This window comes from Streptomyces sennicomposti (assembly GCF_019890635.1).
Lineage (GTDB): Bacteria > Actinomycetota > Actinomycetes > Streptomycetales > Streptomycetaceae > Streptomyces > Streptomyces sennicomposti.
The window spans coordinates 1-19,093 of sequence record NZ_JAIOAB010000060.1; the positions used below are offsets into that span (position 1 = coordinate 1).

Consider the following 19,093-nt stretch of genomic DNA (forward strand, 5'->3'; position numbering starts at 1 on the left):
CGGCCCGGCCGACGTCGCGGGCCTGTGGCAGCCGGCCGGCGCCGCGCAGATGCACGCCCAGACGCACCCGGCACAGATCGGCGTACGGATGCTCGGGCCCCAGCGTCGCCTCCAGCCCCTCCAGACAGCGCTCCGTCTCCGCCACGGCGCCGTCGTGGTCGCCGAGCAGATGATGGTCGGCGGCGAGACTGAACCGGCAGCGCAGCGCCGCGATGCTGCGCTCGCCCAGCATGGCCGCGGCCATGTCCAGGGTGCGCAGATCGCGCTCCTGCGCCCGCTCGTGGCCGCCGAGCCGGCGCTCGCTCACCGCCAGCCCGTTCTCGGCCTGCACCACCAGCGGCACCCGGCTGATCCGGGGCTGCGCCCCGCCCAGCACCCGGGCCTTCTTCAGCAACTGGTAGGACTCGATGTTCTGGCCCAGCAGCCGGTGCATCTCGGCCAGTTTCGGGACCATGCCCTCCACCACCGGGTCGTCGTCCCCGCCGACGGCGCGCCGGTGGTCGTAGAGCAGGCGCAGGATGCGCAGGCCCTCGGGGTAGTTGCCGAGCACGGCGTAGCGCCAGGCGAGGTTGCGGCGCAGTTGCTCGGTGGTCCAGTGCCGGGGCCCGAGCAGCCGGGTCATGGCGCGCGCGGCGTGCAGCCCCTCGTCCAGGGCGTCGCCGAAACGGCCGAAGGTGCGCAGGTTCGCGGCGTAGCCGTCGGCCGCCAGCAGGGCGCGGGGATGGCCGAGGCCGAGCCGGGTGCGGTAGCTCTGCAGGACGCTGCGGGCCATCCGCGCGGACGGCCCGTAGACCTGGAGGTGGCGCAGGGTCTGCGACAGCATCGACCGCAGCCGCAGTCCCTCCAGGGAGTCCGGCTCCCAGTACGGTTCGGCCAGTTCCGCCAGCCGCCGGGCGTCCTGGAGGTGCTGCTCCTCCTGGCTGACGATCAGGTCGGACAGATGGGCGAGCAGGGCCTGGCGGACCTCGGGGCGGCGGTCCGCCCAGAGTCTGAGCGCGTCGATCTGCCGGCCGCGGCGCACGATCGTCTGCGGGGCGGGCGCCGGCCGGTCCTGGTCGGTCACCAGCAGGGTGTCGCCGATCGCGGCCCGCAGCTCCTCCTCCCGGTCGGCCCGGTCGGCGCCGCTCAGCTCCGCGACGATCAGGTCCCGCAGCACCCGGTGCTGGCGGACGGGCTGGTCGGGGCGGGCGAAGTCGAAGTCCAGCAGACCGTGCCGGTTCATCGCCCACAGCGAGGCGTCGATCAGCAACTGGTCGCCGGAGCGCACCGGCGCGGTCGGATCGCCCGTCCGGCCGCCGGACGGGTCCGGCGCGGTACGGGCCAGCGCCGTGGCCAACTGCCGGGAGTGCAGCAGGCGCAGATCCGCGCCGGCCCCGGTGAGCAGGGCGCACGCCTCCAGCAGCCACACCAGCGCCCGGCTGCCCACCGGCTCCCGCGCCCACGCCTCGGCCGCCGGGGTGCGCAGCAGGGAGGCGCGGGCCAGGTGCAGCAGCACCTCGACGCTCGGCGTCGGACCCGCGCCGTGCGCCTGGCGGCGCGGGTCGAAGGCCCGGCTGAAGTCGTCCACCGCGGTCAGCAGCGCCTGCGGCCCCGACTGGTTGACCGCCTCGGCCCGCTCGGCGGCCACCCGCAGCCAGCAGGCGGCCAGCCACAGCGCCAGCGGCAGCGGCCCGACCCGCTGGGCGACGGTCCGCGCGGACAGCGGCGTCAGTCCCGGCACCATCGTGGTGAGCAGCGCCTCGCTCTCGGCCCGGGTGAACGGCGGCACCTCCAGGGCGCTGCGGTCGGCCTCCTCGGCGGGGGTGCGGGCGCCGATCAGCACATGGCAGTGCTCGGACGGCTCGGGCAGCAGAGCGGCGGCCCGCTCCGCGCCCGCGGCGTCGTCGATCTCGTCGCACACCAGCAGCCATCGCTCGCCGAGGGCGTCGGCGCGCGAGCGCAGGGCGCGCACGTGCGCGGCGGCGTCCTGCCGGGTGGGCTCGCCGAGGGCGCCGCCGAGTGCGGTGAGACCGGACAGGATCTCGCTGCGGTCGTCGCCGGCCAGCCACCACACCACGTCGTAGGAGCCGCCGAAGCGGTGGCAGAACTCCAGCAGCACCTCGCTCTTGCCGATGCCCGGCGCGCCCGCGACCAGGCAGGGGCGGTGTTCGCGGGCCAGCTCGGCGACCTCGGTGCGGATCTCGCCGAGCAGCGCGTCCCGGCCGACGAAGGCGACGTTGCGGGCGACCAGGTTGGTGCTGTTGGGCAGGCTCGGGAAGCGGCGGCCCCGGGACGGGCGGACCGTGTCGGCGGGCAGGTCCAGAGCGCGCAGCAGCCGCTCGGCCGCGCGCTGTTCGGACAGCCGGCGCAGATCGACGCGCTGGTGGTGGGCGAACTCGCGGGGCAGCGCCTCGTCGTCGACCAGGACCATCCGCACCCCGGGGTCGGACAGCTCCCGCAGCGCCTGCCGGTCCTCGGGGCCGGGGGCGGTGGGCGGCAGGAGCAGCAGCACCTCGTCCGGGCCGGGCGGCTGGACCGTCCAGTCGTCGTAGGAGCGGCGGACCACCTGGACGCGGGTGCCGCGCAGCCGGTCCTCGATCCACTCCGCCCACACCGCGTGCCTGGGAGCGCAGACCAGCAGCGCCTTGGCGGGCCGGGTGAAGCGGGGCCGGTCCAGGGCCCGCGCCAGCCGCTCCAGCGCGGGGCGGACGCGTTCGGCGAAGCCGTTGCCGGGCTCCAGCTCCATGCCGAGGCGGGGGCTGCGCTCCGACAGCGCGTGGTAGGGGATCTCCAGGTAGCGGGCGGGCCGGCCGTCGCCGAGCGGGGCGAAGCGCTCGCGGGCCCGGTCGCGGGCCAGCCGCAACTGGTCCTCGTGGGCCGGGTCGGTCTGCAGGGCGAGCGCCAGCACCTCGAAGGGCCGCTCGGCGTGGGCGCGCAGCCGCTCGGCCAGCAGGACGGCGGACTCGATGAAGGAGGAGGCCGCGGTGAAGCACATCACCAGCACCGACGGCAGCCGGGCCAGATCGGCGGCCTGCCGGTCGGTGCGGATCAGCGGGGCGTCCACGAGGACGTCGTCGTAGCCGCCGAAGGCCGGGTCCTCCGGCGCGGGCAGCGCCCGCAGCGCGTCGTGCCCCTTGAGGGTGACGATGCCGATCGGCCGGACGGCGCCGGCCGGCTGCCACTCCTCCACCGCCGGACCGCCCTCGCTGTCGGCGAGCAGGGCGGGGCCGGGCGTGACGGACCGGACGTAGGAGCGGGTGCGGGCGTCCGCGTTGCGCGCGTCCAGCACCAGCACCCGGCGGCCGGAACGGGCCAGCAGCACGGCGGTGTTCAGCAGGGTCGTGGTCTGGCCGATGTTCTCCGCCGTGGAACAGAACACCGTCACGCGGGGGCGCTGGTTTCGGCCGTCCGCCTCGGACATCTCGGCTCCGCTTCGCTTCGGGGTGGGTGCGTCCGCGTGGCTCTAATCAGCCTCGGGCAGGGCGGGGGGATCCGGCTGCTGGGTGTAGTTGGTGTGGAACAGCGCCTCCGGGCGGGCGGCTTCGTCCCGTACCCGGCGCAGCGCGAGAACCAGCGCGGATTCCGGCAGCGCGGCGATTTCCTCGAAGGGGAATTCGGACAGGTCGACCAATGGCGATTCCACGACGTTCCGCGCTTCGGTCTGATCATCCATACGGAGCCCCGTCATCCCGTTTCCGTCGAGAATCCGCCACGGTGTGGAGGACTGCCGGACAGTTGTGGTTTGGCCGGTGAACCCGGCTGCCAAACAACCGACTTGCTGCCACACTGCTGAGTCTACTGGCAACGACGGCGCGCGGAGCGCTCAGTGACGGGCGGCGCGCCACGCGACCCTCCGGGCCCGGACGGGACGCGAATACGTTCGCACACGGGAGATCCATGGGCGCGGAAACGGGTGAGTGCGGGCGGGCGGCCCTTCGCTCGCAAAACGGCGGACGCTGTTCCCCGAGCGACGCGAAACCCTCTTCCACGGACCGCCGAGAACCCTCTTCCCGGGCCGTCGCCGAACCTTCTTCACCGGCCGGTCACGGGAAATTCCCGTTCCACACCTTCGTCCTCAAGTTCCACAGCAGATGCGATCTGGCGTGCGACTACTGCTACATGTACCGGGCCGCCGACCAGAGCTGGCGGCACCAGCCCCGCTCGATGTCCCCGGCCGTCATCGCCTGGACGGCCGACCGCATCGCCGAACACGTCCGCGCGCACGGACTGCGCGCCGTGACCGTGGTGCTGCACGGCGGCGAGCCGCTGCTCGCCGGACCCCGGCTGCTGCGCCGCGCGGTGACCGAGATCGCCCGCGCGGCGGGCCCGGGCGTACGGGTCGAGACCTGTGTGCAGACCAACGCGTGGCGGCTGGACGAGGCCTGGCTCGACACGCTGGGCGAACTGGACGTACGCGTCGGGGTGAGCCTGGACGGCGACCGCGCCGCCCACGACCGGCACCGGGTGCGCCCCGGCGGCGGGGGCAGCCACGGGCGGGTCGCCGCGGCCCTCCGGCGGCTCGCCGACGGCCCCCACCGGCGCCTGTTCGCCGGCCTGCTGTGCACCGTGGACCTGCGCAACGACCCCCTGGCCACCTACCGGGAACTGCTCCGCTACCGGCCCCCGATGATCGACTTCCTGCTCCCGCTGGGCACCTGGGCCGCCCCGCCGCCGGGCCGGATCGCCGGCCGCCCCGACACGCCGTACGGCGACTGGCTGGCCGCGGTGTTCGACCAGTGGTACGCCGCTCCGGTGCGCGAGACCGACGTACGCGTGCTGCACAACCTGGTCTCCCTGGTGCTCGGCGGGCGCTCCCGCACCGAGGGACTGGGCCTGGAACCCGTCCGGTACGTCGTCGTGGAGACCGACGGCTCCATAGCCCTCGACGACACCCTGCGGGTGGCCCGCGCCGGCGCCACCCGCACCGGACTGCACGTCGCCCGCGACTCCTTCGACCGGGCGCTCGCCCACCCCGACGTCCGGGCCCGCCAGTCGGGGGCCGCGGCCCTGAGCGCCGTGTGCCGGGCCTGCTCGCTGCTGCCGGTGTGCGGCGGCGGCCACCACGTCCACCGCTACCGCGCCGACGGCAGCGGTTTCCGCAATCCCAGCGTCTACTGCCCCGACCTCGCCTCACTCGTCCGGCACGTGCACCGCCGGGTCGCCGCCGACACCGCCCGGCTGCGCCGCCTCTCACCGGTGCCGGAGGCCTGCCCATGACCCTGCGCCCCTACCGCCTGAGCGACCCGGTCTTCGAGGCGCTGGCCCGGGGCGGGGGCGGCGCGCCGGCGGTCCGGCTGCTCGCGGACGCCGAGTACGGCCGCCGGCTGCTGCTCCTGCGGGCGGTGCTGGACCGGGCGCGGGAGCATGGCGGGGCGACCCAGGCCGAAGTGCGGCACCTGTTCGGCGTGCTCGCCGAGGCCCGGCGCACCGCGCCCACGGCCACCCGCCGGGTGCTCGCCCACCCCTCGACGGGACCCCGGCTGGTGACCACCTGGCGGGCGCTGGAGCGGCCCGGCCAGGGGGCCGCGCTGCCGCTGGCGTCCGTCGCCGCGGCGGCCGCCCTCGCCGCCGGACTCGACCTCCCGGTCGCCTTCGGCGCCACCGGGCGGGGCGCCGTGCTGCCCGGTCTCGGAACGGTGCCGCTGCCCGGCCCCGGCCCGGACGGCGTCGTACGGCTGCGCGGCCGGGACCTGGAGTACGGCGACGGCACGCGTTTCAGGCTGCCGCCGCCGGCCGAGCTGTACCGCGAGCGCCCCGGCTGGTGGCCGCTGCGCCCGGTGGCCGCCCCGGGAGTGGTCCTGGACGACGCCGACACCACGGACGGCCCCGCCCCGGCCCGGCTGTCCGCCGCCGAGGTGCGGTCCTGGCGGACGGGGGCCGCCTTCGCGCTGCGGCTGCTGCGCGCCCGGCACGCCGGACACGCCGGCGAACTGGCGGCCGGGCTGCGGTCGCTGATGCCGGTCCCCGTGGACGACGGCGACGGCGCCCACCACAGCGGAAGCTCGGCGGAGATGTTCGGCGGCGTCGCCCTGAGCCGCCCCGTCTGCGCCCGCGCCTTCGCCGAGACCCTGGTGCACGAGATGCAGCACAGCAAGCTGCTGGCCGTCACCCACCTGGTCGACCTGCTGACCCCGGCCGGCCCGGACGAGCCGCCGCGCCTGCACTACGCGCCCTGGCGCGACGACCCCAGACCGCTGCCCGGCCTGCTGCACGGCACCTACGCCTTCCTGTCCGTGGCCCGGTTCTGGGCCGTGGAGGCGGCCGCGGAACGCGATCCCGAGGAGCGCTACCGGGCACAGGTGCGGTGCGCGCGCTGGCGCGGGGCCGCGGCGCGGGCCGCCGACGTGATCCTCACCGACGGCGCCGACCGGCTGACGCCGACCGGCCGCCGGTTCGTCACCGCGATGGCGCACGCCCTGGCGGACTTGAACGCGACGCCGCTGCCGGCGAGCGCCGTACGCGAGGCGGACCGCCAGGCCGCGGAGCACCGGGAGCGGCACCGGGCGGCCGGAGAACGCCGCGGACGACACCGGGCGGACGACAACCCCGTCCGCTGAGCACCCTTGACGGGCCGTCAGTTCTCACGAGAGTGTGACACGTGTGAGCGGCTGTTGCGGATGACCCGAGGTGCGTCGGACGGGCACGGACCGGGTAGGGGACACGCACAGCGGCTCGGCCATGGGGGTGGTGGGGATGGGCACCGTGGTTCTGGTGCACGGCATCTGGAACGAGGAACGGGGCGTGCCCCCGCGGGAGGCGGCCCGGCACAAGGCCGACGACGCCGCGAAGCGGCTGCGCCAGGGCCTGGACGCCGCACACCTGACCCACGTCGCCGTACCGCCCCTGGTCATGGCCTACTACGCGCACCAGCTCACCGACGGGTTCCGGCCCGACGACGCGCAGTCCGCCGACGAGGACACCCTGGAGGACCTGTCGCCCGCGCAGACGGCCGAGGCGCTGGAGTGGCTGCGCGCGGCCGGCGCGGGCGAACCCGACGACTCCCAGGCCGCGTTCCTCGCCCCCCTGCGCTGGACGCTCGGCCGGCTGGTCGCGCAGCGGGCCCCCGACGCCCCGCCCGGCGCCCGGCAGCGACTGACCGAACTGCTGTCACGGCTGGTCGTCGCCACCGTCCGGGACCTGGACTCCTACACCTCGCGCCCGGGCCGCCGCACCCTGATCCGGCAGACCGTCGCCGACGCGATCCGCGCCAGCGGCGCCCGCGTCGTCGTGGCCCACTCGCTGGGCAGCGTCGTGGCGTACGAGACCCTGCACGCCCACCCCGACCTCGAACTGGACCTGCTGCTGACCCTCGGCTCGCCCCTCGGCCTGCCCGCGATGCTGCGCAAACTGGACCCCGAACCCGTGGCCGGACGCGGCTCCCGGCCGCCGGGCGTACGGCACTGGACCAACATCGCCGACCTCGGCGACCTCGTGGCGATCCCGCCGCGGCTCGGCGGGGCGTTCCCCGTCGACCGGCACGACACCACCGACATCGGCCTGTTCGACCCGCACACCCTCGGCGGCTACCTCGCCGACGGACTCACGGCCGCCGCGCTCGCCCCGTACCTCGACGGCTCCTGAGGACGGGGAGGGAGCCGGCCAGTGACGTTGCACGCGCTCGTGGCGGGCGCCGGAACCTTCCCGGAGCGCACCCTCACCGAGGAGGAGCGGGCCGCCGGCGTCGTCGCGCTGCGCTCCCTGCCCCGGGTCGCCGACGCCGTCGCCGAGGTGGCCCGGGCGCTGGCGGCGGCCGGGGCGCAGGTCGCCCCCGTGCTGACCGACCCGACCCGCCTGGAGTGGGACACGGCCTGGCGCACCGCGCGCGAACGGGCCGGCCAGGACCCCCTGATCGTCCACTTCTGCGGCCACGGCCTCCTCGTCGAGAACGACCTCTACCTCGCCGTGGCCGGCACCGACCCGGCCCGCAGCCGCATCCGCGCCACCGCCGTCGAGGTGGAGGCGCTGCTCAAGGACGTCCGCCAGGGCGACGGCGGACCGGTGCTGTTCCTGCTGGACGTGTGCCACGCGGGCGCCGCGCTGCGCCCCCAGCTCACCGCCCGGCTGCTCGGCGTCACGGACCGCAGGACCTGGGTCGTCGCGGCCTGCGACACCCGCGCCATCACCTACGGCGCCCGGTTCAGCACGGCCGCCGCCGGCGTCCTGGACCGGATCGCCCGGCGCGAACTGGTCGTCCCGCCGGAGTACGCCCACGTCCCGGTCGACCTGCTGGCCCGGGAGACGGACGCCGCGCTGGCCCGCGCGGACCGCGAACGCGGCGAACCCAAACAGGACGTCGTCCGCACCCCGCACGACGAGGCCGCGCTGCCGCCCGCGCCGATCCTGCCCAACCCCTGGCACGGGGCGAGCCGCGCCGAACGCCTGTGGGCCGCCTACGACTCCGGCCTGCTGGACTTCGCCGCCGCCCTCGACCCCCGGCTCGACGCGTTCCACTTCGTCACCCGCGTGACCGGCACCGGCCACGGCGGCCCCTCCTTCTTCCGGGGCCGCGCCCGGCAACTGGCACACCTGCGGCACTGGCTCGACGACCCCGCCGGGGACGCCGGCCGGCTGCTGGTGGTGACCGGCAGCCCCGGCGCCGGGAAGTCCGCGCTGCTCGGCGCCGCCGTCTGCGCGGTCCACCCGAAGTTCGCCGCGCTGCGCACGGAGACGGCCGTGGACGGCTTCCGCCCCCGCGAGAACCCCGACTTCGTCGCCGTGCACGCCAGCGGCCTGACCACACGGCAGGTCGTGGCCTCCCTGTACCGGCAGACGCACGGCGATCCGGCCGCCGGGCCCGCACCGACCGAGGTCACCGCGGACCGGCTGCTGGACGCCCTCGGCGCGCGCGGCCCGGTGACCGTCGCCGTGGACGCCCTGGACGAGGCCGCCGACCCCGAGGAACTGCTGCGCCAGGTGCTGCTCCCGCTGGCCGGCCGCACGCCCGAGGACCGGACGCCCGGCTGCCGGGTGCTCATCGGCGCCCGGCTGTGGCCCGACACCCTGCCCGCCCTGCACACGGCCCTGGCCGGCCGGCCGCGGGACCGCATCGACCTCGACACCGAACGCCCGGACGTCCTCGCCCGCGACCTGGCCGCCTACCTCGACCGCATGCTCGGCCCCGGCTACCCCTCCGAGGTCGCGCGGACGCTCGGCCGGCGCCTGGCGTACTCCCTGGAACACGGCGCGTTCCTGACCGCCTTCCTCTACGGCTCCCACGTCCGCGCCCTGGCCGCCGCCGACACCCCGCCGCCCGCCGAGCGCGTCCTCGCCGAGCTGCCCGCGGACCTGCCCGGCATGCTCGACCTGAACCTGCGCACCCTGCTCGCCGACGACCCCTGGACCGGCCCCGTGCTGACCGCCGTGGCCCGCGCGGCCGGCGCCGGCATGCCCCTGGCGACCATCCACGCCGTGGCGCTCGCCCTCGCCCCCGAAACGCCCCGCGGCCCGCTGGCGCCCACGCCCGAGGACACCCGGCGGGCGCTGCGCCGCGGCCGGTTCTACCTGCGCGTCACCGCCGACGGCGACCGCAGGCTCTACCGCTTCTTCCACCGCGCCCTCGCCGAGCACCTCGCACCCCGGGCCGACGCCGCCGACGTGCTGCGGGCGCTCCTGGAACAGGTCCCGGCCACCGGCGGGATACGCGACTGGACGGACGCCGACCCCTATCTGCTGCGCCACCTCGCCGACCACGCGGCCGACTCCGGCCGGGCGGACCTGGACCGGCTCGTCGCCGACCCCGGCTACCTGCTGCACGCCGACCCCGACCGCCTCACCCGGCACCTGCACCGCGCCCGCGACCCCCGCGCCCGCGCGCACGCCGACGTGTACCGGCACAGCACCGCCCACGACCCGCGCCGCCACGACCCGGCCGTACGGCGCGACCTGCTGGACCTCGACGCGGCCGTGTGGCGCCGCCCCGACCTCGCCGCCTGCCTCGGCGCCCCGCCCGAGGCGCTCGCCCGGCCGCGCTGGGCCGTCAGCCGGACCGCCTCCCCGGCCCGGCTGCACACCCTGGCACCGCACGGCGGCCACGTCACACGGGTCGCGCTGGCCGCCACGGCCCCGGGCGGCGGCGGAACGGACCTCGTCGTCACCGTCGCGGACGACGGCCGGGTGCGCCGCTTCGACGCCCTGCGCGGCCACCCGCTGCCCGCCCTCCAGGGCCACGAACCGCCCGGCCCGCAGGGCCACGACCCGACCGCCCCGCCCGGCCCGCGCGTCCCCGGCCTGCCCGGCCCGCGCGTTCCCGACCCGCCCGTCCGGTCCGGCGGACCGGTCCGCGCGCTCGCCCCGGTCCGGCTGTCCGACGGCCGGACCGTCCTGGTCTCCGGCGGCGACGACGGCGGGATCAGCGTGCACGACCTGCGCACCGGCGCCCTGATCCACTCCGTCGCGGACCCCCGGGGCCGTCCGGTCGGCCTGCTCACCGCGCTCGCCCTGCCGGACGGCGCGCGCGCCGTCACCGCCGGGAAGGGCAAGGAGTTCCTCGTCTGGGACGTGGAGGAGGGACGGCTGCTCCGCGAGGAGGACAGTCCCGCCGTGGTCGTACGGACCCTGGCCGCGGCCGAACTGACCGGCGGGGACGCGGTGGTGCTCGCCGCCGGGGACGAGTACACGGCCATGGTGTGGGACCTGCGCACCGGCCGCCGGCTGCACCCCCTCGGCCCGCACCGGGACTTCGTCCGCGCCGCCGCCGTCGTCCGCCGCGCCGACGGCGCCGACCTCGCGGTGACCGGCGACCGGGACGGCGCCGTGCGCGTGTGGGACCTGGCCGACGGAGCGCCGGTGCACGCGCTGCGCCGGCACACGGACTGGGTGACCGCGGTGGCCGCCGGCCGGGTCGGCGACCGGTGCCTGGCGGTCAGCGGCGACCGCTCGGGCCGCGTGGTCGTCTGGGACCTGGACACCGGGGACCGGCTCTACGACCTGGACGAACAGCAGGGGGTGATCACCCGGGCGGCGCTGGCCGAGGGCGCGGGCACGGGCATGGCGGTCACGGGCTGCGCCGACGGACGGGTCGCCGTGTGGGACCTGGCCTCCGGCGGGCGCACCCATGACTTCGCCGCCCACGCCGACGGCGTGCACGACGTGGCCGTGGGCCGCATCGGCGAGCGGGTGGTCGCGGTCAGCGGCGGCGCGGACGGACGCGCCGTGGTCTGGGACGTCACGTCCTCCGGCCCGGAAACGCCGGACACCGCCCACGAGGAACCGGTCACGGCGCTGGCGGTCGCCACGGCCACTGTTGGGTGTGCCGGGGGTGTGCCGGCCGACGGGGGAGTGGTGTGGGGCGCGGCGGACGACCCGGGTGTGTCGGGTCGTGGCGACGCTGTGCATGCCGGAGGTGTGTCCGGTGGCGGTGGTGCGCTCGGCGATACGTGTGCGCCGGTCCCGGAGGGCGCGGCCAGCGGCACGTGCGGGCCGGGTGCCGGCTCTGCGGCGGGCGCCGGGGACGCGGCGGACGGCGGCGGCGCGGTGTGCGTCGGGGGAGCGCCGGACGGCGGGTGTGCGGTACACGGCGGCGGCCCGCACGGCCGCGAGATACCGCGAGGCACGGGCGGGCTGCTCGTGGCCGTCGGCGGGGAGCGGACGGCCGAGGTGCGGGACCTCGCCGGCGGCCGGATCGTGCGCCGGCTGCTGGACCCCGAACGGCCGCTGCTGGCGCGGGCCGTCGCCACGGCCGAGCTGCCGGGAACCGGCCGCGTCGCGGCCACCGGCAGCCGCGACGGCCGGCTGCGGGTGTGGGACCTGGCCGGCGGAACGCTGCTGCGGGCCTGGGACTCGGGGACGGGACGCGTCCGGACCATGGCGACCGGGCGTCTGACCGACGGGCGCACGGTCGTCGTCGCGGGCGGCGACGAGGGCACGGCGACGGTCTGGGACCCGGCGACGGGCCGCCGCGTGGCGGCCTTCGCGGGCCACGACGGCGCCCGCATCCTCGCCCTCGCCGTCGTACCCGGCACACCTGGCGCGGTCGTCAGCGGCGACGACGCCGGCGGCCTGCTGCTGTGGGACGCGCACACCGGGGAGGAGATCGCGGCCCTGACCCGGGCGGGCGGACGCGTCGACGCGGTCACCGCCGCCGCCCTGCCCGACGGGCGGACCGTGGCCGTGTCCGGGGAGGCCACCGGCGAGACCCGGCTGTGGGACCTCGGCGGGCGCGCGGCGGTCCGGCGGCTCGACGGCCCACGGCTCCCGGTGACCGCCCTCGCGACGGCCCGGCTGCCGGACGGCCGGGCCGTGGTCCTCGGCGGCGGCGCCGACTGCCGCGTCCTCGCCTGGGACCCGGCGGACGGTACGCGCCTGCCCGCGACGTACCACCTGCCCGCGGCCGTGTGCGCGCTCGCCGCGTGCGCCACGGGCTTCGTCGTCGCCCACGCGGCGGGCACGGCCTGCCTCACCTGGAACCCGGCCCTCGGCGGGGGCGCACCGCTCGCCGAGGGACCGCTCCCCGACGGGCCGCCGCACACCGGCAGTTGACGACAGCGCGCGTCGGCGCGACCCCTGCGCGCCGACCGCGCGGACCAGGCCGCGTCACGGGGCGGAACCGCCCGTGGGAGTGGCGGCGTCCGGTACCGGCCGCCAGGGCCGTACGGCCCCGATCCGTCCGCCGGGCCGGGACCGCCCGGCCCGGCTTCCCCGCCGTTCGGCCTCGATCGTGCGCTCGGCCGCCCGCGGCGGCCCGCCCGGCTGATAGACGAAGGACAGTGCCCGCGTCAGTCCGCCACCCCCGACTGCCGTACTCCCGTACTCCCGAGGAGAACCATGCTTTCGCCCGAGTCCGCCGCCGTCGTCCGCGCGACCCTGCCCGCCGTGGGCGGAGCCCTCGACGAGATCACGACGCGCTTCTACGGCACGATGTTCGCCGAACAGCCCGAGCTGCTGGACGGCCTGTTCAACCGCGGCAACCAGGCCAACGGGGAACAGCGCAGGGCCCTGGCCGGGTCCATCGCCGCGTTCGCCCAGGCGCTGCTCGCCGACCCCGACGCCCGCCCTGACGCGCTGCTGTCCCGGATCGCGCACAAGCACGCGGCCCTCGGCGTCACGGAGGACCAGTACACGATCGTCCACAAGTACCTCTTCCGCGCCATCGCCGACGTCCTCGGCGACGCGGTCACCCCCGAGGTGGCCGGCGCCTGGGACGAGGTGTACTGGCTGATGGCCGGCGCGCTCATCGCCCGCGAGGCCCGCCTCTACCAGCGCTCCGGCGTCGATCCGCGCCACCCGTGGCGGCAGTGGACCGTCGTCGGACGCCACGAGGAGACCGACGACGTGGTGTCCTTCCTGCTGCGTCCGGCCGACGGCGGACCCGTGCCGCCCGCCCGCGCCGGACAGTACGTCAGCGTCCGCGTCCTGCTGCCCGACGGCGTCCACCAGCTGCGCCAGTACAGCCTCTCCGGCGCCCCCGGCGACGAGCTGCGCCGGATCACCGTCAAGCGGGTGACGGGCGAGGCCCAGGCGCCCGACGGCGAGGTCTCGAACCTGCTGCACCGCACCGTCGGCGTCGGCGACGAACTGACCCTGTCCGCCCCGTTCGGCGACGTGGTCCTCGACGACTCCGACGCACCGCTGCTGCTGGTCTCCGCCGGCATCGGCTGCACCCCGATGGCGGGCATGCTCGAACACCTCGCCGCCACCGGTTCCGGCCGCGAGGTGTGGGTCCTGCACGCCGACCGCAGCCCGGCCGACCACGCCCTGCGCGCCGACGTACGCCGCCTGGTGGACGAACTGCCCGACGCCCGCGCCCACTTCTGGTACGAGGAGGACGCCGAGCGCGAACCCGGGGCGCACAGCGGCCTGATGGACCTGGAGGGGCTCGAACCGCCCGCCGACGCCGATGTGTACCTGTGCGGCTCGCTGCCGTTCATGCGCGCCGTCCGCGCCCAGCTCCTCGCGCTCGGCGTGCCCGCCCGCCGTGTCCGCTACGAGGTGTTCGGCCCGGACCTGTGGCTGGCCCACGCCGAGGGCTGAAGCGGCGGCGGCCGTCCACCCGCCGGTCCGGCGGCCCCGCCCCGCCGGACCGGGACCGACGGCGACGACGCCGTACTACCCTTCTTTCAGTTGGCCCGGGCAGGTCGCCCGGGGATGGTGCTGGGGGTGTGGTGTGGTCACTGGCAAGGTGGTCCGGTTCGACAGCGCGCGGGGCTACGGCTTCATCGCGCCCGATCACGGTGGGGAGGACGTCTTCCTCCATGTGAACGACATGCTGATCCCGGAGTCCTACGTCCGCTCCGGGGTCGTGGTGGAGTTCGAGATCGAGGAGGGGGACCGCGGCCCGAAGGCGTCGTCGGTGCGGCTCGCCACGAAGGCCGACGGCAGCCCGGTGACGCCGCCGGCCACCGCCTCCGCCGCCGCGGGCGCGCGGGCCGCGGGCGACGACGGACTGTGCGACGTGCTCCGCCACGACGAGTTCGTCGCGGAGGTGACGGAGATCCTGCTGTCCTCGGCACCGACGCTGACGGGCAGTCAGATCCTGCAAGTGCGCGCCGGGCTGCTGGAGTTCGCCACGAAGCGCGGCTGGATCGAGGGCTGACGGAGGCGGAAGGCCCGATCAGCCCGAGCGGGGCCCGGCGCCTGGTGGCGCCGGGCCCCGCTCCGTGCCGGCTCCGGGACCACTTCTCGTCCGGGCTTCGGGACCACTCCTCGCCCCGGACGAGAACCGGCGTACCGGCTCACCCGGCCCCGCCCGCCGGACGGACCGGGGTGGGGCCGGTGGGACCTGTGGGTGCGGCCGAGGGGACCGTTCGGACCCGTACGGCCGCAACCGCCGGGCGACCGGTCACACACGCGCGGCCGGAACCGCCGGGCGGACCGGTCAGACCTGCACGGCCGCAACCGCCGGGTGCTCCTCGCGCACCGGGCGGCCGGCCGGCGCGCCGGTGAACTCCGGCAGCACCAGGAAGACGCCCGCCAGACCCGTGCGGCGCAGGATCCGCCGGAACGACGCGCTGTCGCTCACCAGACGCAGCCGCCCGCCACGCGCCGTGACCCGGTTGCGCACCCGGCACAGCAGGCCCAGCCCGGCGCAGTCGATGAACGGCACGTGACGCAGGTCGAGCACCAGGTCGGGGCGGGGGCCCGCGCTCAGCGCGTCCAGGCGACCGCCGAGGCACAGCCGGGTGGCGAAGCCGACGTCGCCGCTCAGCGTCACGACGGTCGTCCCGCCGGCCGTGCGCTCGATGTGACCGGTCAGGGGCCGGGTCTGGCTCGTGGACATACCGCAAGGAAAGCCCGGCGGGCAGGGCGGGCGGTAGGGCCGTTCGGCCCCGGCCGGACCGTACCCCTGGGCCCGAGGTCCCGCGACCGGCGCCGTCCGGCCCGAGCGGAACCTCCGGTCAGCGGACAAGATGGAACCGAGGACAAGAGGGAACCGAGGGACCTCCCGGCGGTACGCCCCCTCGGGCCGGCCCGGCCGGCCGCGTGCCGCCCGGCCCCCGGCATCCGCCCGAGAAGAGCCCGAGAAGAGAGGGTGAGGACCGGCATGAAAGCCTATGTCTTCCACGGCCCCGGGCAGTCCGCCTGGGAGGACGTGCCCGACCCGGACATCAAGGACCCGACCGACGCCGTCGTACGGGTGGACACCGTCACCATCTGCGGCACCGACCTGCACATCCTCAAGGGCGACGTGCCCGAGGTGCGGCCCGGCACCGTACTGGGCCACGAGGCCGTCGGCGAGGTCGTCGAGGTCGGCTCGGACGTGCGCACCGTACGGCCCGGGGACCGCGTCCTGGTCTCCTGCGTCACCGCCTGCGGCCGGTGCCGCTACTGCCGCGAGGCCGTGTACGGCCAGTGCCTCGGCGGCGGGGGCTGGATCCTCGGCCATCTGATCGACGGCACCCAGGCGGAGTACGTCCGCGTCCCCTTCGCCGACCTGTCCGTGCACGCGCTGCCCGCCGCGGTCCCCAGCGAGGACGCGGTCCTGCTGGCCGACATCTTCCCCACCGCCTACGAGGTGGGCGTGCTCAACGGGCGGGTACGGCCCGGGGACACCGTGGCCGTGGTCGGGGCCGGACCCATCGGCCTCGCCGTGATCGCCACCGCCCGGCTGTTCGCCCCCGAGCGGATCATCGCCGTGGACGTGGCCCCGGCCCGGCTGGAGGCCGCCCGCGCGCTCGGCGCCGAGGCGGTGGCCGACGCCCGTGAGGCCCCCGAGCAACTGGTCGCGGACCTCACCGGCGGGCTCGGCGCGGACGTGGTGGTGGAGGCGGTGGGCCTGCCGGAGACCTTCGAGATGTGCACCCGCATGGTGCGCCCCGGCGGACACGTGGCCAACGTGGGCGTGCACGGCAGACCCGCGACGCTGCACCTCGAAGACCTGTGGATCAAGGACGTGACCATCACCACCGGCCTGGTCGACACCCACTCCACACCCACCCTGCTGAAGATGGCCGCCGCCGGCCGGCTGCCCACCTCGCAGCTGCTCACGCACACCTTCCCGCTGGAGCGCATGCAGGAGGCGTACGACGTCTTCGGGCACGCCGCCGAGACGGGCGCGCTCAAGGTCGTCCTCGGCGGACCGCAGCGCGAGGTGGTCCCCGTCGCCACGGCCTGACCCGCACGGCACGACCCGAGGAAGCCCGCGGCCCGGCACACCCGTGCTGCCGTGACCCGCGAGACGGAAGGCGGTGCGGGATGGAGCTGCCCCCGCGGCCGTCGGGGCGCGGCAGGTGTGCGTCCACGACGGCCGGCACCTGGGTGTACGACGGCTACGACCCCGCGGCCGAACGGCTGCGGGAGTCGCTGTGCACCCTCGGCAACGGCCGCTTCGCCACCCGCGGCGCGCTCCCGGAGTGCGATGCCGACGACGTGCACTATCCCGGCACGTATCTCGCCGGATGCTACAACCGGCTCGTCTCGCGGGTCGCCGGCCGCGAGGTCGAGAACGAGGACATGGTCAACCTGCCCAACTGGCTGCCCCTGCGGTTCCGGCTCCCCGGCGGCGACTGGCTCACCCCGGACACCACCCGGGTCCTCGGCCACCGCCAGACCCTGCACCTCGACGACGGCGTACTGGAGCGGCGCACCGGCTACGGGCTGGACGGCGACCGCGTGTTGATGGTCCGTCAGCTACGGATCGTGCACATGGCCGACCCGTATGTCGCCGCCCTGCGCACCGAGTTCACCGTCGAGGGCGCCGGCGTGGACCTGGAGGTGGAGGCGGCGATCGACGGGGGAGTGACCAACTCCGGCGTGGCCCGGTACCGCGACCTGGACGGCCGGCACCTCACCGGTGTGCGCACCGGCACCGCCGCGCCCGGCACGGTGTGGCTGGGCTGCCGGACCCGCACCTCCGGCATCGAGATCGGCCTGGCCACCCGCCTCACCGGCGACGGCGGGATCACCGCCCGGCACGAGCCGCCGCGCGCGCTCCAGGAGACCCGGCTGCGCCTCGCACCCGGCCGCACCCTCACCCTCGACAAGACCGCCGCCCTGCACACCTCCCACGACCGCGCGATCAGCGACCCGCTGTGCGCCGCCACCCTGCGGGTGGCCGCCGCGCCCGCCTTCGACGCGCTGCTGGCCGACCACCGCACGGCCTGGGGGCAGTTGTGGCGCAGGGCCGGCATCGACGTGCCCGGGGAGCCGGGCCGCATCCTGCGCCTGCACCTGTTCCATGTCCTGCAGACGCTCTCCCCGCACACCGCCGACCTGGACGTCGGCGTGCCCGCGCGGGGCCTGCACGGCGAGGCGTACCGCGGGCACGTGTTCTGGGACGAGCTGTTCGTCCTGCCGTACCTGAACCTGCGGTTGCCCGAGGTGGCGCGCGCCTTGCTCGACTACCGCCACCGGCGGCTGCAACAGGCCTGCTCGGCGGCGCGGGCGGCCGGCCGGCGCGGCGCGATGTACCCCTGGCAGAGCGGCAGCGACGGCCGGGAGGAGACCCAGCGGCTGCACCTCAACCCCCGCTCCGGGCGCTGGCTGCCCGACCGTTCCCACCTCCAGCGGCACGTCGGCTCGGCCGTCGCGTACAACGTGTGGCAGTACTGCGAGGCGAGCGGCGACACCGAGTTCCTGCACACCAAGGGCGCCGAGATGCTGGTCCGCATCGCCCGCTTCTGGGCCGACTCGGCGACCTGGGACGCGCGGCTGGGCCGCCACCGCATCCTGGGGGTGATGGGCCCCGACGAGTACCACGACGCCTACCCGGACGCCGAGCGGCCCGGCCTCGACGACAACGCCTACACCAACGTCACCGCCGCCTGGGTGCTCCAGCGCGCCCTGGAGGCGCTGCGCCTGCTGCCCGAGCCGCGCCACCGCGACCTGCTGGAGCGCACCGGCCTCGACGGCGGCGAACTCCAGCGCTGGGAGGAGGTCTCGCGCACCCTCGCCGTCCCCTTCCACGACGGGGTCATCAGCCAGTTCGCGGGCTACGGCGACCTCGCCGAACTCGACTGGCCCGGCTACCGCGACCGCTACGGCGACATCCGCCGCCTGGACCGGATCCTGGAGGCGGAGGACGACACCGTCAACCGGTACAAGGCGTCCAAGCAGGCCGACGTGCTGATGCTCGGCTATCTCTTTCCGCCCGCCGAACTCCGCTCCCTCTTCGGCCGGCTGGGCCACCACCTCGACGAGGAGCTGTGGAGCCGCACCGTCGACTACTACCTGGCCCGCACCAGCCACGGCTCCACGCTCAGCGGCGTGGTGCACGGCTGGGTGCTGGCCCGGGCCCGCCGCGCCGAGGCGTGGACCTTCGTGCAGGAGGCGCTGCGCGGCGACATCGCCGACGTGCAGGGCGGCACCACCGGCGAGGGCATCCACCTCGGCGCCATGGGCGGCACCCTGGACCTCGTCCAGCGCGGGCTGACCGGCCTGGAGGCGAGGGACGGCGCGCTCCGGCTCGACCCGGCCCCGCTGCCCGAACTGTCCTCCTACGGCTTCGACATCCGCTACCGGGGCCACTGGGGCGTGCGGCTGCGGCTGGCGCACGGCCGGCTGGAGATCACCCTGCCGCGCTCCCACCAGACCCCGATCGACGTGCGCCTGGCCGGCCGGGCCGTCTGCGTCGAGCCGGGGGAGACCTGCCGTCTCGTCCTGCCCGAGTGAGCCCGCGCACGCCCGGCCCCGCCGCACGGCCGCGCCACCACGGACGGGTACGGGCTTCCCGCGATCGCGA

At 76.3% G+C, this 19,093-nt stretch carries 11 protein-coding genes; 8 read left to right on the forward strand and 3 right to left on the reverse strand.

Annotated elements, in window-relative coordinates:
- Both fxsT and fxsA read right to left on the reverse strand, forming a co-directional pair.
- Positions 1 to 3,400, reverse strand: a 3,400-nt coding sequence (gene fxsT, locus K7787_RS25770) for an FxSxx-COOH system tetratricopeptide repeat protein (RefSeq protein WP_223003112.1), incomplete at its 3' end; no start/stop codon positions are given.
- Between the two features lie 42 nt (positions 3,401 to 3,442).
- Positions 3,443 to 3,652: an FxSxx-COOH cyclophane-containing RiPP peptide gene (fxsA, locus tag K7787_RS25775; RefSeq protein ID WP_158694069.1), complete on the reverse strand. Its 210-nt coding sequence runs from the start codon at positions 3,650 to 3,652 to the stop codon at positions 3,443 to 3,445.
- Between the two features lie 224 nt (positions 3,653 to 3,876).
- Between fxsA and K7787_RS25780 the strand changes: the two genes are divergently transcribed.
- The 6 genes from K7787_RS25780 to K7787_RS25805 all read left to right on the forward strand — a co-directional run bounded on the left by K7787_RS25780 (position 3,877) and on the right by K7787_RS25805 (position 14,509).
- A complete protein-coding gene (locus tag K7787_RS25780; RefSeq protein WP_282107287.1) occupies positions 3,877 to 5,196 on the forward strand; it encodes an FxsB family cyclophane-forming radical SAM/SPASM peptide maturase in 1,320 nt (439 codons plus the stop codon).
- Positions 5,193 to 6,536: an aKG-HExxH-type peptide beta-hydroxylase gene (locus K7787_RS25785; protein WP_223003113.1), complete on the forward strand. Its 1,344-nt coding sequence runs from the start codon at positions 5,193 to 5,195 to the stop codon at positions 6,534 to 6,536. Before K7787_RS25780 ends, K7787_RS25785 begins: the two co-directional genes overlap by 4 nt.
- Before the next feature lie 136 nt (positions 6,537 to 6,672).
- The gene (locus K7787_RS25790) at positions 6,673 to 7,560 is read left to right on the forward strand and encodes a hypothetical protein (protein WP_223003114.1); all 888 of its coding nucleotides are present in this window, start codon (positions 6,673 to 6,675) and stop codon (positions 7,558 to 7,560) included.
- A 21-nt stretch (positions 7,561 to 7,581) separates the two neighbouring features.
- Positions 7,582 to 12,456, forward strand: a complete 4,875-nt coding sequence (locus K7787_RS25795; RefSeq protein ID WP_223003115.1) for an AAA family ATPase — start codon at positions 7,582 to 7,584, stop codon at positions 12,454 to 12,456.
- A gap of 285 nt (positions 12,457 to 12,741) precedes the next feature.
- The gene (locus K7787_RS25800; protein WP_223003116.1) at positions 12,742 to 13,947 is read left to right on the forward strand and encodes a globin domain-containing protein; all 1,206 of its coding nucleotides are present in this window, start codon (positions 12,742 to 12,744) and stop codon (positions 13,945 to 13,947) included.
- A gap of 133 nt (positions 13,948 to 14,080) precedes the next feature.
- On the forward strand, positions 14,081 to 14,509 hold the full coding sequence (locus K7787_RS25805) for a cold-shock protein (RefSeq protein WP_019985708.1): 429 nt from the start codon (positions 14,081 to 14,083) through the stop codon (positions 14,507 to 14,509).
- A 282-nt stretch (positions 14,510 to 14,791) separates the two neighbouring features.
- On the opposite strand, the gene K7787_RS25810 is transcribed toward K7787_RS25805, so the two are convergent.
- Positions 14,792 to 15,193, reverse strand: coding sequence for an STAS domain-containing protein (locus tag K7787_RS25810; RefSeq protein ID WP_223003117.1), 402 nt, complete (start codon positions 15,191 to 15,193; stop codon positions 14,792 to 14,794).
- Between the two features lie 264 nt (positions 15,194 to 15,457).
- Between K7787_RS25810 and K7787_RS25815 the strand changes: the two genes are divergently transcribed.
- A complete protein-coding gene (locus K7787_RS25815; RefSeq protein WP_223003118.1) occupies positions 15,458 to 16,528 on the forward strand; it encodes a zinc-dependent alcohol dehydrogenase family protein in 1,071 nt (356 codons plus the stop codon).
- 80 nt (positions 16,529 to 16,608) lie between these two features.
- On the forward strand, positions 16,609 to 19,023 hold the full coding sequence (locus K7787_RS25820; protein ID WP_223003119.1) for a glycoside hydrolase family 65 protein: 2,415 nt from the start codon (positions 16,609 to 16,611) through the stop codon (positions 19,021 to 19,023).
- Positions 19,024 to 19,093: the final 70 nt, after the last annotated feature.